14 protein-coding genes and 5 tRNA genes are annotated in these 14,316 nt (G+C 59.5%); 11 read left to right on the top strand and 8 right to left on the bottom strand.

Annotated elements, in window-relative coordinates; all coding sequences use genetic code 11:
- Positions 1 to 17: 17 nt before the first annotated feature.
- From clpB to GIW04_RS00305, 5 genes are all read left to right on the top strand, one after another.
- Positions 18 to 2,582, top strand: coding sequence for an ATP-dependent chaperone ClpB (gene clpB / locus GIW04_RS00325; protein WP_120249095.1), 2,565 nt, complete (start codon positions 18 to 20; stop codon positions 2,580 to 2,582).
- Between the two features lie 295 nt (positions 2,583 to 2,877).
- Positions 2,878 to 2,953, top strand: a tRNA-Asn gene (locus GIW04_RS00320).
- 9 nt (positions 2,954 to 2,962) lie between these two features.
- Positions 2,963 to 3,039: transfer RNA gene (locus tag GIW04_RS00315), tRNA-Pro, on the top strand.
- A gap of 5 nt (positions 3,040 to 3,044) precedes the next feature.
- Positions 3,045 to 3,120 (top strand) — tRNA-Lys (locus GIW04_RS00310).
- Positions 3,121 to 3,214: 94 nt separating this feature from the next.
- A tRNA-Pro gene (locus GIW04_RS00305) sits at positions 3,215 to 3,291 on the top strand.
- 208 nt (positions 3,292 to 3,499) lie between these two features.
- On the opposite strand, the gene GIW04_RS00300 is transcribed toward GIW04_RS00305, so the two are convergent.
- The 3 genes from GIW04_RS00300 to GIW04_RS00290 are packed head-to-tail and all read right to left on the bottom strand — an operon-like array spanning position 3,500 to position 5,716.
- Positions 3,500 to 4,798, bottom strand: coding sequence for an NAD(P)/FAD-dependent oxidoreductase (locus GIW04_RS00300; protein WP_003188428.1), 1,299 nt, complete (start codon positions 4,796 to 4,798; stop codon positions 3,500 to 3,502).
- Between the two features lie 60 nt (positions 4,799 to 4,858).
- Positions 4,859 to 5,032: a DUF3094 family protein gene (locus GIW04_RS00295; protein WP_003188429.1), complete on the bottom strand. Its 174-nt coding sequence runs from the start codon at positions 5,030 to 5,032 to the stop codon at positions 4,859 to 4,861.
- 54 nt (positions 5,033 to 5,086) lie between these two features.
- Positions 5,087 to 5,716, bottom strand: a complete 630-nt coding sequence (locus GIW04_RS00290) for a DUF1780 domain-containing protein (RefSeq protein ID WP_003188431.1) — start codon at positions 5,714 to 5,716, stop codon at positions 5,087 to 5,089.
- Between the two features lie 127 nt (positions 5,717 to 5,843).
- Here GIW04_RS00290 and GIW04_RS00285 point away from each other — a divergent pair, with 127 nt between their 5' ends.
- Positions 5,844 to 6,533 carry an energy-coupling factor ABC transporter permease gene (locus GIW04_RS00285; RefSeq protein WP_034134844.1) on the top strand — a complete coding sequence of 230 codons (690 nt, stop codon included), beginning with the start codon at positions 5,844 to 5,846 and terminating at the stop codon, positions 6,531 to 6,533.
- Positions 6,534 to 6,597: 64 nt separating this feature from the next.
- Positions 6,598 to 6,813 carry a hypothetical protein gene (locus GIW04_RS00280; RefSeq protein ID WP_003171680.1) on the top strand — a complete coding sequence of 72 codons (216 nt, stop codon included), beginning with the start codon at positions 6,598 to 6,600 and terminating at the stop codon, positions 6,811 to 6,813.
- On the opposite strand, the gene yacG is transcribed toward GIW04_RS00280, so the two are convergent.
- Genes yacG through GIW04_RS00260 form a run of 4 tightly spaced genes read right to left on the bottom strand, consistent with a single transcriptional unit; the run spans position 6,810 to position 9,698 of the window.
- Complete coding sequence (gene yacG / locus GIW04_RS00275; protein WP_003188437.1) at positions 6,810 to 7,010, bottom strand: DNA gyrase inhibitor YacG; 201 nt, start codon at positions 7,008 to 7,010, stop codon at positions 6,810 to 6,812. The genes GIW04_RS00280 and yacG overlap by 4 nt on opposite strands.
- A complete protein-coding gene (gene coaE, locus GIW04_RS00270; RefSeq protein ID WP_003188438.1) occupies positions 7,007 to 7,630 on the bottom strand; it encodes a dephospho-CoA kinase in 624 nt (207 codons plus the stop codon). Before coaE ends, yacG begins: the two co-directional genes overlap by 4 nt.
- Positions 7,627 to 8,493 (bottom strand): prepilin peptidase, encoded by an 867-nt coding sequence (locus tag GIW04_RS00265; protein WP_003188440.1) that lies wholly within the window; start codon positions 8,491 to 8,493, stop codon positions 7,627 to 7,629. The genes coaE and GIW04_RS00265 overlap by 4 nt, the downstream gene beginning before the upstream one ends.
- Entirely contained in the window at positions 8,490 to 9,698 is a 1,209-nt protein-coding gene (locus GIW04_RS00260; protein WP_003188441.1) for a type II secretion system F family protein, read from the bottom strand. The genes GIW04_RS00265 and GIW04_RS00260 overlap by 4 nt, the downstream gene beginning before the upstream one ends.
- Positions 9,699 to 9,899: 201 nt before the next feature.
- Between GIW04_RS00260 and GIW04_RS00255 the strand changes: the two genes are divergently transcribed.
- The 3 genes from GIW04_RS00255 to GIW04_RS00245 all read left to right on the top strand — a co-directional run bounded on the left by GIW04_RS00255 (position 9,900) and on the right by GIW04_RS00245 (position 10,908).
- Positions 9,900 to 10,313, top strand: a complete 414-nt coding sequence (locus GIW04_RS00255; RefSeq protein ID WP_003188443.1) for a pilin — start codon at positions 9,900 to 9,902, stop codon at positions 10,311 to 10,313.
- 64 nt (positions 10,314 to 10,377) lie between these two features.
- Positions 10,378 to 10,453 (top strand) — tRNA-Thr (locus GIW04_RS00250).
- A 149-nt stretch (positions 10,454 to 10,602) separates the two neighbouring features.
- A complete protein-coding gene (locus tag GIW04_RS00245) occupies positions 10,603 to 10,908 on the top strand; it encodes a DUF6388 family protein (RefSeq protein ID WP_003188444.1) in 306 nt (101 codons plus the stop codon).
- 120 nt (positions 10,909 to 11,028) lie between these two features.
- Here GIW04_RS00245 and nadC read toward each other — a convergent pair whose 3' ends face one another.
- A complete protein-coding gene (gene nadC, locus GIW04_RS00240) occupies positions 11,029 to 11,877 on the bottom strand; it encodes a carboxylating nicotinate-nucleotide diphosphorylase (protein ID WP_120248644.1) in 849 nt (282 codons plus the stop codon).
- A 246-nt stretch (positions 11,878 to 12,123) separates the two neighbouring features.
- On the opposite strand from nadC, the gene GIW04_RS00235 reads away from it, so the two are divergent.
- Positions 12,124 to 14,271 (top strand): DUF1631 domain-containing protein, encoded by a 2,148-nt coding sequence (locus GIW04_RS00235; RefSeq protein ID WP_034134845.1) that lies wholly within the window; start codon positions 12,124 to 12,126, stop codon positions 14,269 to 14,271.
- The last annotated feature ends 45 nt before the right edge of the window (positions 14,272 to 14,316 follow it).

The raw sequence follows: 14,316 nt of genomic DNA, 5'->3' as shown, positions 1-14,316 counted from the left end.
CAAAAGGAAGGTGACTAATGCGTATTGATCGTTTAACCAGCAAATTACAGTTGGCATTGTCCGACTCTCAATCTTTGGCAGTGGGCCTCGACCACCCGGCCATCGAACCTGCGCACTTGATGCAGGCACTCCTGGAACAGCAAGGTGGTTCTATCAAGCCCTTGCTGATGCAGGTGGGCTTTGACGTTAACAGCCTGCGCAAGGAGTTGAGTAAAGAGCTCGACCAGCTGCCGAAAATCCAGAATCCCATCGGCGACGTAAACATGTCCCAGGACTTGGCGCGCCTGCTCAACCAGGCCGACCGTCTGGCCCAGCAGAAAGGTGACCAGTTCATCTCCAGCGAACTGGTGCTGCTCGCCGCCATGGACGACAACAGCAAGCTCGGCAAATTGTTGCTGGGCCAGGGCGTGAGCAAGAAAGCCCTGGAAAACGCCATCAACAACCTGCGTGGCGGCGAGGCGGTGAACGACCCTAACCATGAGGAGTCGCGCCAGGCCCTGGACAAATACACCGTCGACCTGACCAAGCGTGCCGAAGAGGGTAAGCTGGACCCGGTGATCGGCCGCGACGATGAAATTCGTCGCACCATTCAGGTGTTGCAACGTCGCACCAAGAATAACCCGGTGTTGATCGGTGAACCTGGCGTGGGTAAAACCGCGATTGCCGAGGGCCTGGCCCAGCGCATCATTAATGGCGAGGTACCAGACGGCCTCAAAGGCAAGCGCCTGCTGTCTCTGGACATGGGCTCGTTGATCGCCGGTGCCAAGTTCCGGGGTGAATTCGAAGAGCGCCTCAAATCCTTGCTTAACGAATTGTCGAAGCAGGAAGGGCAGATCATTCTGTTTATCGACGAATTGCACACCATGGTCGGCGCCGGTAAGGGCGAAGGCTCCATGGACGCCGGCAACATGCTCAAGCCCGCCTTGGCACGGGGTGAGTTGCATTGCGTCGGTGCGACCACGCTCAACGAATACCGTCAGTACATCGAAAAGGACGCAGCGCTTGAGCGTCGCTTCCAGAAAGTCCTGGTGGAAGAGCCGAGCGAAGAAGACACCATCGCGATCCTGCGTGGCCTTAAAGAGCGCTATGAGGTCCACCATAAAGTGGCGATCACCGACGGTGCGATCATTGCGGCGGCCAAATTGAGCCATCGCTATATCACCGATCGTCAGTTGCCGGACAAGGCGATCGACCTGATCGACGAAGCGGCCAGCCGTATCCGTATGGAGATCGACTCCAAGCCGGAAGTGCTGGATCGTCTGGATCGGCGCCTGATTCAACTGAAAGTCGAATCCCAGGCGCTGAAGAAAGAAGAAGACGAAGCGGCCAAGAAACGCCTGGAAAAACTCCAGGAAGAAATTGTCCGCCTGGAACGTGAGTATTCGGACCTCGAAGAAATCTGGACCTCGGAAAAAGCCGAAGTACAGGGTTCGGCGCAGATCCAGCAAAAAATCGAGCAGTCCCGCCAGGAACTGGAAGCCGCGCGCCGCAAAGGCGACCTGAACCGCATGGCCGAGTTGCAGTACGGGGTGATCCCGGACTTGGAACGCAGCCTGCAGATGGTCGACCAGCACGGCAAACCTGAAAACCAGTTGCTGCGCAGCAAGGTGACCGAGGAAGAAATTGCCGAAGTGGTCTCCAAGTGGACCGGTATTCCCGTGTCGAAGATGCTCGAAGGCGAGCGCGACAAGCTGTTGAAGATGGAAAGCCTGCTGCATCAGCGCGTCATCGGCCAGGAAGAGGCGGTGGTGGCGGTGTCCAACGCCGTACGGCGTTCGCGGGCGGGTTTGTCCGACCCGAACCGTCCAAGCGGCTCGTTCATGTTCCTCGGCCCGACCGGTGTAGGTAAGACCGAGTTGTGCAAGGCCCTGGCCGAGTTCCTCTTTGATACGGAAGAGGCCATGGTGCGGATCGATATGTCCGAATTCATGGAGAAACACTCGGTGGCTCGCCTGATCGGTGCACCACCAGGCTATGTGGGTTACGAAGAGGGCGGTTATCTGACCGAAGCCGTGCGGCGTAAGCCTTACTCGGTGATCCTGCTGGATGAGGTCGAGAAGGCGCACCCGGATGTGTTCAACATCTTGCTGCAGGTGCTGGAGGATGGTCGCTTGACGGACAGCCACGGTCGTACGGTGGACTTCCGTAATACGGTGATCGTGATGACCTCCAACCTGGGCTCGGCGCAGATCCAGGAATTGGTGGGTGATCGTGAAGCCCAGCGTGCGGCGGTGATGGACGCGTTGACCACGCACTTCCGTCCGGAATTCATCAACCGGGTCGATGAAGTGGTGATCTTCGAGCCTCTGGCGCGGGATCAGATCGCAGGCATCACCGAGATCCAGTTGGGCCGCCTGCGTAGCCGCCTGGCTGAGCGCGAGCTGGACCTGGAGCTGAGCGGCGAAGCGTTGGACAAGCTGATCGCGGTCGGTTACGACCCAGTGTATGGCGCACGGCCACTTAAACGTGCGATCCAGCGCTGGATCGAGAACCCACTGGCGCAGTTGATCCTGTCGGGCAGCTTTATGCCTGGCACTCGCGTCACGGCGACGGTGAAAGACGACGAAATCGTCTTCCATTAAGCCCTGCGCTTGGCGTAAACAGAGAAGGCCCCGCATCGCGGGGCCTTTTTTTTCGATAGGGCGTTGAACTGTAAGGCAAAGGCTTGTAAAGTGCGCCCCGCAGCAACGTCAGCCCACGGGTTTCTTCTCCCCAAGAAGAAATCAGAAAGAAGCGCAAATCATTGTCTTAAAAGCAATTTAAAGGGTTGACAGGGGTTTTTAAGATTGTAGAATAGCGCGCCTCAGAGACGCTAACGTAGCGATACGGACAGGGTCGAAGAGGAAGCAACACAGCAGTAACTTTGAAATATGTAGTTCCGTGATAGCTCAGTCGGTAGAGCAAATGACTGTTAATCATTGGGTCCCAGGTTCGAGTCCTGGTCACGGAGCCAATTTCAAACCGGGGTATAGCGCAGTCCGGTAGCGCGCCTGCTTTGGGAGCAGGATGTCGGGAGTTCGAATCCCCCTACCCCGACCATATTTGGGTCGTTAGCTCAGTTGGTAGAGCAGTTGGCTTTTAACCAATTGGTCGTAGGTTCGAATCCCACACGACCCACCATTTTTGAGACCAGTTAACGCTGGAATCGAATCTTAAGATCAGAGGCCAAAAGCGCTGATCGAAGAAGGCGACTGAAAGGTCGCCTTTTTATTACCGGGGTATAGCGCAGTCCGGTAGCGCGCCTGCTTTGGGAGCAGGATGTCGGGAGTTCGAATCCCCCTACCCCGACCATATTAAAAATCCTCGTATCGAAAGATACGGGGATTTTTTTTGCCTGCGTGAATCCTGAATTCACCGCAAAACAAATGTGGGAGCGGCGGTGCAACGATTCGACTTGCTCGCGAATGCGCTGTGTCAGTCAGTACATCTGTGACTGAACCACCGCATTCGCGAGCAAGCCCGCTCCCACATTTACCAGGCCTCTTTCGAGACCAGGTTGTTAATGCAATTTAAGGCGTGGCTCGGTGCCGCGGCCGATCTTGCTGCCCAGCATCAGCATCGCCGTGCGGAAGAACCCATACAGCGCCATCTGGTGCATGCGGTACAGCGACACGTAGAACATCCGCGCCAGCCAGCCTTCCAGCATCACACTGCCTGTCAAATTACCCATCAGGTTGCCCACTGCGGAAAAGCGCGACAGCGAGATCAGCGAGCCGTAGTCGGTGTACTTGTAGGTCGGCAGCTCCTTGCCTTCAATCCGCAGCTTGAGCGATTTGGCCAGCAATGACGCCTGTTGGTGAGCCGCTTGGGCCCGTGGCGGTACATTGCGGTCGGTGCCCGGCTGCGGGCAGGCGGCGCAATCACCAAAGGCGAAGATATTTTCGTCGCGGGTGGTTTGCAGGGTTTGCAGGACTTGCAGCTGGTTGATGCGGTTGGTTTCCAGGCCATCGATGTCCTTGAGGAAACCGGGGGCGCGGATACCGGCCGCCCAGACCTTGAGGCTAGCCGGAATCACCTGGCCGCTGCTGGTGATCAAGGCGTCGGAGGTTACTTCACTGACCGCCGAATTGGTCAGTACCGTCACCCCTAGTTTCTCCAGAGTTTTATGCACTGGCCCACCGATCCGCTCCGGCAGGGCAGGCAATACCCGCGGGCCGGCTTCGATCAGGGTGATGTGCATGTTTTCTGGCTTGATACGGTCCAGGCCATAAGCCGCCAGTTCATGGGCGGCGTTATGCAGCTCGGCGGCCAGCTCAACTCCGGTGGCACCGGCGCCGACGATGGCGACGCTGATCTGTTCAACGGCGTCGGTTTGGCCTGCATGGGCGCGCAGGTAGTGGTTGAGCAGTTGCTGGTGGAAGCGCTCGGCCTGCTTGCGGGTGTCGAGGAACAGGCAATGTTGCGCTGCGCCTTCAGTGCCGAAGTCGTTGGTAGTGCTGCCTACCGCAATCACCAGGCTGTCGTAGCCCAGCACACGAGCAGGCACCAGTTCGCGGCCTTCTTCGTCGAGGGTGGCGGCCAGCTGGATTTTCTTCTGTTCACGGTCAAGCCCGCTCATACGGCCCAGCTGGAACTCGAAGTGGTTCCATTTGGCTTGGGCGACGTAGTTGAGTTCGTCTTCCGAGGAATTCAGCGAGCCGGCAGCCACTTCGTGCAGCAAGGGCTTCCAGATGTGGGTCAGGTTGGTGTCGACCAGCGTGATGCTGGCCTTGCCACGCTTGCCCAGGGTCTTACCCAGGCGGGTAGCCAACTCCAGGCCGCCGGCACCGCCGCCGACGATAATAATACGATGGGTCATGGGGATATCTCGCAAGGCTAAAAGAAATCGGAGCAGTTACCCTCGCGAGCGCCAGGCGGCTCATAGCGTCAGGTAACTCAATAGGCGGCTCAGCGTACCGAGCCCGATCACCACGACCAGCACCACGCAGAGGAGCAGCCACGGCCGGAAAGGCTTGCGCTCGACTCTGTTCTGGGAGAGTTGCAGGTACTCTTCGACACGCTCTTGGTCATCGGGTTTCAGGCGGCTGGTCATAAAGGCCTCGTCAGGTAGACGTTGCAAAGGGGCGCCACGTTACAGCCAGGGGCATCACAGGCTGATGCCGACATCAAACACTATGCTGCGGCCCAGGTTGTTGCGCAAGAAGTCCGGCGCGTCGGGATGTGCGAACAGGACCCGTGCGAATGTCGGCCCCACCAGCGATAGCGAGCGCCAGCCCTGACGCAGGTATTCGGTCGGCGGCGGAAAATGGCTGTTGAGGTCCAGCACCTCGCGTTTGAGGCTGGTAAACGCGATGAGATCCAATTCCCCCAGGTCCATGCCGCGCTCTTTGTAGTTGTGAGCTTTTTTACGCAGTGTGGGGGCCAGGCGCAGCAGGAACTCATGGGCGGGGATACGCCGTGGCTTGGCTTCACGCCGTACCAGTTGGCTCAAGGAGAAAGCACTGCGCCTGCGCAGCAGCTCATCGCGCCACTCGTCGTTCAGGCGGCGGCCCTCGTCCAGCACAAAAAAGACCTCGAAGCTGGCGTCGCGAAACAACACGTCGGGCGGCTCCTGGCCCGCCGCGTGGAATTCTTCGACACGGTAGGGCACGTTCAAGCCTTGCAGCAGGCGCTGGCAGACCCAACGCTCACGCTCCCACTTGCGGGCATTGGACAGGAATGCGTTGGCTTGTTCGGCCGCTACGGTGAGCAGGCGCAAGTAATCTGAGTCATCCATAGTCGCAGCTTAGCGTTCAAATGATGACCACAGGAAGTCTTGCCTTAAAACGCGGGTGTAGAATGCTCACGTGAAACAGGCCAGGGACGAGGTGTGTGATGAGTTTTTTAGTAAAGGCAGAGCGTCCGTGATCAGTGCTGCGGTTCTGGCACCCCAGACCCTCGGTATCGGCTGGCTGGTGTATGCGCCCGTGGTGATGTGGGCGATCCTTCGCTCGCCCTGGGTGGAGCTGTTTGCCGACCGTCGGCGCCAGCACTTGCTCTTCGGTACGGTGTTCGCGCTGTTCATGCTGTGGCTGGTGCGGCGGGATTTCGATACCGGTGTGTCCTACCACTTTATCGGCATGACCGCCGTGACTTTGCTGCTCGATTGGCCGCTGGCTATCGTCGGTGGCTTTGCCGCCCAGCTTGGCTTGATGCTGTTGGGGCGTCAGGACCTGGCTGCGCTTGGCGTCAATGGCCTGCTCCTGATTGTGCTGCCGGTGCTGGTCACCGAAGGGTGCGCGCTGTTGGTGGAGCGGGCGCAGCCGCGAAACCCCTTTGTGTATATCTTCTGTTCGGGCTTTTTTGCTGCCGCACTGTCGGCATTGCTGTGCCTGTTGGCCGGCCTGGGCCTGTTGTGGTTCGACGGCCTTTTTGCGATGCCTGAGTGGTTGGAAGATTTTGTCGGTTACCTGTGGCTGATCATCTTTCCCGAAGCCTTTATCAACGGCATGGTCATCAGCGCGCTGGTGGTGTTTTGCCCGGAATGGCTGGAGACGTTCAACCGTACCCGCTACCTCTCAGCGCCGTGGAAAGACGACGATTCGCGGCGTTGATCCAGGTCAAATGCAGGGCAGCGGCGCAGGTCCATGCTCGGCAAAATTTTCAGGAGCATGAATCATGAGTGTGTATGAATGGGCACGGCAGGAGTTGCGCAGAAGCCAGGATGCAGCGCAGGAAATCGGGTTTGACCCCGGTTTGACCTTGCGCGCCATGCTCAGCGCAGTGGTGCAGCAAAGCAAGGGTGTACGCAGCTTTGAAGACCTGGCCGACGAGTTGCAATACCTTGCAGAAAACCTCGACGACCAGCAGGAATATGCCTTTATGCGGCCTTAGTGGCGCGGCGGCAGGTCTTCGGAAAACAGTTCATCTTCGGCGTCAGGGGCCACGGGAATCTTGTGTTCTTCAGCGGCCCAGGCGCCCAGGTCGATAAGCTTGCAACGGTCCGAGCAGAACGGTCGGTTGAGGTTGGTCGCTTTCCATTCCACGGGTGCACCGCAGGTTGGGCAGTCGACGGTCAGGGGTTGGCTCATGATCGGCCTCCACGCAAAGTAAGGTAAAAGTGGTGCAGTCGCTCGACCTCGCCGTGCAGCCAGGCGAGGTCCTTATCGTTGACCAGCACGTCATCGGCATGGTTCAGGCGGTCTTCGCGGCTGGACTGGGCCTTGAGAATCGCCTGCACCTGTTGTTCGCTGATGCCGTCGCGCTGCAGGGTACGCTGAATCTGCAGCGATTGCGGCACGTCGATCACCAGGATGCGCTGGGTCATGCTGTACTGCCCGGACTCGATCAGCAGCGGTGACACCAGGATCGCGTAGGGCGACTGGGCGCGTGCCAGGTGGCTGCGAATTTCCTCGGCGATCAGCGGGTGCAGCAAGGCTTCCAGCCAAAGGCGCTCTTGTGGGACCTCAAAGATCAGTTTGCGCAGTGCGGCACGGTCCAGTCGGCCGTCGGCTTGCAGCACGCTGGCGCCGAAATGTTCGGCAATGCGCGCCAGCGCCGGGCGGCCAGGCTCGACCACCCAGCGCGCGGCGTGATCGGCGTCCACCAGGTCGATGCCCAGCTTGATAAAGTGCTCGGCCGCAGCGCTTTTGCCGCTGCCAATGCCGCCCGTGAGCCCAAGAATCCAGGGTGTTGCAACAGAAGTGGTCATCTGAAACCGACAGACTGCAAATAGAAGTCGGTTATTTGACCACCCCAGAGCAATGCAATCCAGCCGGCAATTGCCAGGCAGGGGCCAAACGGCATTGGCGCTGACACCTGGGCCTTACGCAAACGCAGCAAAATCAGCCCGGCAAACACGCCCAGCAGCGAGGCCATCAGCAGGGTCATCGGCAGAATCTGCCAGCCGCCCCAGGCTCCCAGCAAGGCCAATAATTTGAAGTCGCCATGGCCCATGCCGTCTTTGCCGGTGGCCAGCTTGAACAGCCAGAACAGGCACCACAAGCTCATGTAGCCGATAACCGCGCCCCATACTGCATCGGGCAGTGGCGTCAGCAGGTCAGCGCTGTTGAGGATCAGCCCCAGCCATAGCAGCGGCAGCACCAGCACATCCGGCAGCAATTGGTGGTCCAGATCAATCAGGCTCATCCCCAGCAAGCCCCAGCTCAGCAGCATCACCGCGCCGGCTTGCCAGCCGAAGCCGAAGTGCCAGGCGACAGCGGCGCAGATCAGCGCGCAGGCCAGTTCGGTGAGAGGGTAACGCAGGCCGATGGGCTCACGGCAGTGGGCACAATGCCCCCGGAGCAGCAGGTAGCTGAGCACCGGGATATTTTCCCAAGGCCGAATCGGATGATTGCAGCGCGGGCAGCAAGAGTTCGGATGCATCAGGTTATAGGCCGGCCCACCGGGCTCGGCTGGCAAGTCGAGAATCTCATGGGCCTGGGCACGCCACTCCCGCTCGAGCATTTTGGGCAGGCGCCACGCCAACACATTGAGAAAGCTGCCGACGATCAGGCCCAACACCAGCGCCACGCCGACAAACGCCCAGGGATACTCACTCAGCAGCAGGCTCAAAACGCCGTCCCCAATTGGAACACCGGCAAGTACATGGCGACTACCAGCGCGCCGACAATCCCCCCCAATACCACCATGATCAGCGGCTCCATCAGGCTGGTGAGGTTGTCGACCAAGGTATCCACCTCTGACTCGTAGTGGTTCGCGACTTTTTCCAGCATGCGGTCCAGGGTGCCGGACTCCTCACCGATTGCGGTCATCTGGATCGCCATGCCTGGAAACAGGCCGCTGTTATGCATCGATTGATTCAACTGCATGCCTGTGGATACATCGTGGCGCATACGTTCGATTGCCTGTTTGAAAGGGCCATTGCCGACGGCGCCAGCCACCGAACCCAATGCCTGTACCAGAGGAACGCTCGCCGCAAAGGTAGTGGATAGCGTGCGGGCGTAGCGAGCAACGGCAGATTTGTGCAGCAGTTTGCCTGCCACGGGCACTTTCAACAAACCTGCTGCCCACCCATGGCGAAACCCTGGGTGAGTCCGGTAGGCGTGGCGCCCTGCAACCAGCGCCGCGCCCACACCCAGCCCCAGCATCCACCACGCCTGTTGCAGCAGTTCCGATAGCGCGATGACCCCCAGGGTAAACCCCGGCAATTGGCCGTTGACCCCGGCGAACAAGTTCTGGAATTGCGGCACCACATGGATCAACAGCACTGTGCTCACCCCTGTGGCAATTACCAGTACCGCGATAGGGTAGGTCATGGCTTTCTTGATCCTGGTTTTGAGCCGTTGGCTTTTTTCCAGATGAATCGCCACGCGCTCCAGTAGGGTTTCCAGGGCGCCGGCCATTTCGCCAGCCGCTACCAGATTGCAGTACAGCTCATCGAAGTAGCGGGGATATTGACGCAGGGCAGCGGCCAACGGGTGGCCGCTGGCAATATGCTGTTTCAACGCCTTCACCAGTTCGCGCAGCTGTTGGTTTTCGACGCCTTCGCTGATGATGTCGAAGGCTTGCAGCAGCGGAATGCCAGCCTTGAGCAAGGTGGCCAACTGGCGAGTGAACAGGGCGATATCCACGGGCGTTATGCGCGTCTTGAAGGTCGGCAGTGCACAAGACTTCTTGCGCACACGCTCGGGGCAGATCCCTTGCTGGCGCAGTTGTACCTTGATCAGCGCAAGGTTATGGCCGGCGATTGTTCCGGATACCCGGCGCCCTTTGCGGTTGATGCCCTCCCAGGCATAGATTGTCGACGTATCGTTCATGTGAGGTTGGCGCACCCAGGTCGTGAAGAATTTATAGCTTAGTCAGGTGGCGGAGTCGGGCAGGCTGGTGCTGGGCGATAAAATGTCAGATTGTGCGTCTTGCAGGCGAACGGCTGCGTGGGGATGAGTACACTGGCGCCGTTGCACACTACGGGGCGCAGGACGCGCCTTGTCATGGTTCTATTCTGGAGAGTGAAAGAGATGCGTCAAAAAGGTTTTACCTTGATCGAGTTACTGATCGTCGTGGCAATCATCGGCATTTTGGCCACCATCGGTCTGCCCATGTACACCAAGCACCAGGCCAAGGCCAAGTTCACTGCGGGGTTGGCGGAAATCAGCGCGTTAAAGGCCGGCTATGAAGACGTCATCAACCAGGGCACTGTGCCGACCCTGGCGCTCATCGGGGGCTCCAGCCCTACCGCCAACTGCACCATCGATGTGACAGGCGATGTGGCCTCGGGCGCAGGTACTATCCGTTGTGAAATCCTCGATGCGCCCGCGCCCGTGCTCGGCAAGACCATCACCTTGACCCGCAGCGCCACCACCGGCTGGAGCTGTGCCACCACGGTAGACCTGCAGTACGCTACCAAGGGTTGTGGCGCCAACGGGGCGTGACAGTCGCCGGGCGGTGAGCGAGCAAGTTGCTGCATGCCCAATGCAGTGCTAGCTTTAGCCCACCGCCCGTGTAGCTCAGCCGGTAGAGCAGCGCACTCGTAACGCGAAGGTCGCAGGTTCGATTCCTGTCTCGGGCACCACAGGCACCACTGTTTCAACGGCAATGTTTTCAGATGATCCCAGAATGGTTCTGAAGGCCAGGTGAGCCGGGCATTTGCGCCCGCTCTTTTGTATCTGCGCAACCTTGAAGACCCAGATGCATTCCCATTCCTCGATCTAAGAGAACAACATGACCACGACTGAAATGACCCAGGACGCTCGGCACGAACAAGCGCTCAAGCACTACCTTGAGGACACGCCGCAGCTAAAAGAAGAGATCAAGGACCTGAGTGCCGACGATCAGCGCGACCAGATTCAGTGGGCATTCGAGGACGAGGCCGAGAGCCAGAACCTCCAGCCTTGGGAGCTGACCCTCAAGTACACCACGACCCCTGAAGAGTTCGAAGCTGCACGGTTGGCCTTGCACAAAGAGGCGGCCGAGGTGCTGGGTGTCGATTGGGACGAGTACTGCGAGATGAATAACCTCGTAGTTTAAAAGCAGCCTGTAGGAGCGAGCTTGCTCGCGAAAAAACCTAACGATAACGCGTACCTCTGGAGACACGCGGTGGTCTTGAGTTTTTCGCGAGCAAGCTCGCTCCTACAATTACGGCATCTTTCAGATACTGAGGCGCATCGACAGGTCCACCGCCTTCACATCCTTGGTCATCGCGCCGATGGAGATGTAGTCCACGCCGGTTTCAGCGATAGGCAGCAAGGTGGTTTCATTGATCCCGCCGCTGGCTTCCAGCTTGGCTTTGCCGGCGTTCAGGCGCACGGCTTCGCGCATGTCTTCCAGGCTCAGTTCATCCAGCATGATGATGTCGGCACCCGCCGCCAGGGCTTCGCGCAACTCTTCCAGGCTTTCCACTTCGATTTCCACCGGCTTGCCCGGGGCGATCTTGTGGGCGGCCGTAATCGCTTGGGCAATACCACCGCAGGCGGCGATGTGGTTTTCCTTGATCAGGAACGCGTCATACAGCCCGATACGGTGGTTGTGGCAACCGCCGCAGGTCACCGCGTACTTCTGCGCCAAACGCAGACCTGGGAGTGTCTTGCGGGTGTCCAGCAGTTTGACCTGGGTGCTCGCGACAAAGTCCGCCAGGAACTGCGCTCGGGTGGCTACACCTGACAGCATCTGCAAAAAATTCAGCGCACTGCGTTCACCCGTGAGCAGCGAGCGTGCCGGGCCTTCAAGGTGGAACAGCGCCTGGTTGGGGCTGACACGTTCACCGTCAGCTACCTGCCAATGCACGGCGACCCGTGGGTCCAGTTGACGAAACACTGCATCCACCCAGGCCGTACCGGCAATCACGGCCGCTTCACGGGTAATGATCGTGGCCTTGGCCAGCCGTTCGGCCGGGATCAACTGCGCGGTGATGTCACCACTGCCGACGTCTTCCAGCAGTGCGCGGCGCACGTTGGCTTCGATTTCGGCGGTGAGGTCGGCAAGACGGAGGTTCGGCATAACAGGCTCCACAAACAAAGTGCCTCGATTATAGGGCCAGCGTGCGTTCTAACCCAGGCTCGCCACTCATTTACCGCACAAAGTCAGAGTGTGCTGGCGCAACTGCCCTTGTTTGCAAGATAATCTCGCGCCTTGCAATTGGCGTCATAGCTTTGACGTCTTGGTGGTAACCGGGATATTTGCAGTGCCTGCCGGGCCTGCTCCCGGTCTGTCCACCTCTCAAAACCGCCGTTTCAGGAGGCCAGGATGCACAATGACGGGAAGGTGGTGCCTATCAACAGGGCACAGGCCACGCCATCGCCGCTCGCGCGCCTGCCGGTGGTGTTGCTGCAGGTGCGTGACAAGGCTGCGCAACAGCTGCAACAGGGTTTGCAGGAACTGTTCGATAACGCCGACGACACCCTGTTTGAAATGGCCGAAAAGGCCCGTAGCACCGTCGACCATCATATTTTTTTCGAGGCCATGCGCGACCTGCGCCTCAAGCGCAAGAACTTCGAACGCGTGTTCATGGAGCAGTTGTTCGTGGCGTTCGCCAACCTGGGCCAGGCCCGGTGCAGCGGGGCACACCTGGTGCCGCTGGTGTCTTATGAGGCGGTACCCGGCACCAGCGCCGATGACGTGGAAAAAGCTGTGGCCCTGGAGGCGATGCTCGGTCGGGTGCGCCACCGTGATGGCTTGGCGCTGGGGCAATTGAACGCGCGCTTGAGTGAACTGTTCGGCAGGCGCCTGGATGATCCGGAAAACCCCTTGGCCCCGACGCGGCTGTGCGAGTTTTTCTTGCAGGCAGGGCGCAGCCTGGGGGTGGAGATCCGCGTCAAGCTGGTCATGCTCAAGCTGTTTGAGAAGTACGTGCTCAGTGACGCCGACCTGTTGTATGGCGAGGCCAACCAATTACTCATCGCCACTGGCGTATTGCCGGAGCTCAAGGCGCTCCCGTCCCGCCGAGCCGGCGGGCGTGCGGCCCGGGAGCATCAGGATTGCACTGGCCAAGCGATGGCCGACCCGCCGCTGGATAAAAGCGGCCAGCAAGCGTTCAGCGCCTTGCAGACGTTGCTGGTAGCCGTGCGTGGCAGCGTGGCCCCCACCCTTGAAGCCAGCGCCGAGCCGCAACCCATTGCCACCCGCGATCTGCTGCGGCTGCTGTCGCATTTGCAGCAATATGTACCGGAGCCGGAGTGCGAGGACGATTTCGACCTGCGCAGCCAGCTTGAACAGTTGCTCACCCGGGTCAGTGTCAAAAGTGGCAAGTCGCGGGTGTTGGAAGAAGCAGACGAAGATGTGATCAATCTGGTGGCCATGCTGTTCGAGTTCATGCTCGATGACCGCAGTGTGCCGGACGCTTTCAAGGGGCTGATCGCCCGCTTGCAGATCCCGCTGCTGAAAGTGGCGGTGCTGGACAAGAGCCTGCTCAGTTGCACGCAGCATCCGGCGCGGCGCTTGCTCAATGACATCGCGAGCGCCGTCATCGGCTGGAGCCCGCCCCATGACCAGCCACGGGACAATCTCTATCTGTGTATCGAGCAACTCGTACAGCGGTTGCTGAATGAGTACGTCGAAGACCCGGCTATTTTCTCCCAGTTGCTCACCACGTTCAGCACATCTACAGCCCAAGAGCGCACGCGCAGTGAACGCCTTGAGCGCCATACCCGGGACGCCGAGCAAGAGCGCCTGCATATCGAGGTGGCGCGCCAACGTGTGGCGCAGGTGCTCAGTCGGCGGCTCGTGGGCAAAACCCTGCCGGCATCGGTTCTGCAATTTGTGCAGCAAGCCTGGAGCCAGGTGCTGTTAGTGGCCGTGCTCAAGCACGGTGAACAATCGCTGCAATGGCAGACGGCGCTGCGTACCCTGGATGAATTGGTCTGGAGCGTGGGCCTGCGTGAAGACACCGAAGCAGGTCGGCGTTTGCTTGAGCAACTACCCGGGCTGCTCAAGGCATTGCGTGACGGGTTGGCCGGTGCGGCGTTCGATCCTTTCAGCACCCGCGAGTTTTTCCTGCGGTTGCAGGCCATGCATGTTCAGCCGCTCGACGGCGAGGTGCTGGTTGAAGTGCGTAAGCCTTTTATCCTTGGCTCTGGGCCGCCGACTGCCGACGAACCACTGCCCCCTGACGACCCCGACCGGCTCAAGGCACAGCAGTTGCGAGTCGGTGCCTGGGTAGCGTTGCAGCAACATGAAGCCGGTACCCTGCGTTGCAAGTTGACCGCAATCATGCCGCCCGACGATACCTATATTTTTGTCAGTCGAGGGGGCCTCAAGGTCCTGGAGAAAAGCGCGGGGCAGTTAGCCCTGGCGTTCAAGCAGGGCGTCCTGCACGCCTTGGATGATGGCCCGCTGTTCGAGCGTGCGCTGGCAGCCGTGGTGGGCAACCTGCGGCAACTCAATCGCGGCAAGTGATCGCAACCGCAGGGTGGAACGCGGCATACTGGTCACACCTCGTCT

It is taken from the genome of Pseudomonas sp. PA-4-8C, from assembly GCF_021606625.1.
Taxonomy (GTDB): Bacteria; Pseudomonadota; Gammaproteobacteria; order Pseudomonadales; family Pseudomonadaceae; genus Aquipseudomonas; species Aquipseudomonas lactis.
This window is presented reverse-complemented; position numbering and strand designations above follow the sequence as displayed.

Excerpts from the sequence above, each read along its gene's own strand:
- clpB (WP_120249095.1), top strand. The coding sequence starts at position 18 with ATGCGTATTGATCGTTTAACCAGCAAATTACAGTTGGCATTGTCCGAC.
- GIW04_RS00300 (WP_003188428.1), bottom strand. The coding sequence starts at position 4,798 with ATGACCCATCGTATTATTATCGTCGGCGGCGGTGCCGGCGGCCTGGAG.
- GIW04_RS00295 (WP_003188429.1), bottom strand. The coding sequence starts at position 5,032 with ATGACCAGCCGCCTGAAACCCGATGACCAAGAGCGTGTCGAAGAGTAC.
- GIW04_RS00290 (WP_003188431.1), bottom strand. The coding sequence starts at position 5,716 with ATGGATGACTCAGATTACTTGCGCCTGCTCACCGTAGCGGCCGAACAA.
- GIW04_RS00280 (WP_003171680.1), top strand. The coding sequence starts at position 6,598 with ATGAGTGTGTATGAATGGGCACGGCAGGAGTTGCGCAGAAGCCAGGAT.
- yacG (WP_003188437.1), bottom strand. The coding sequence starts at position 7,010 with ATGAGCCAACCCCTGACCGTCGACTGCCCAACCTGCGGTGCACCCGTG.
- coaE (WP_003188438.1), bottom strand. The coding sequence starts at position 7,630 with ATGACCACTTCTGTTGCAACACCCTGGATTCTTGGGCTCACGGGCGGC.
- GIW04_RS00260 (WP_003188441.1), bottom strand. The coding sequence starts at position 9,698 with ATGAACGATACGTCGACAATCTATGCCTGGGAGGGCATCAACCGCAAA.
- GIW04_RS00255 (WP_003188443.1), top strand. The coding sequence starts at position 9,900 with ATGCGTCAAAAAGGTTTTACCTTGATCGAGTTACTGATCGTCGTGGCA.
- GIW04_RS00245 (WP_003188444.1), top strand. The coding sequence starts at position 10,603 with ATGACCACGACTGAAATGACCCAGGACGCTCGGCACGAACAAGCGCTC.
- nadC (WP_120248644.1), bottom strand. The coding sequence starts at position 11,877 with ATGCCGAACCTCCGTCTTGCCGACCTCACCGCCGAAATCGAAGCCAAC.
- GIW04_RS00235 (WP_034134845.1), top strand. The coding sequence starts at position 12,124 with ATGCACAATGACGGGAAGGTGGTGCCTATCAACAGGGCACAGGCCACG.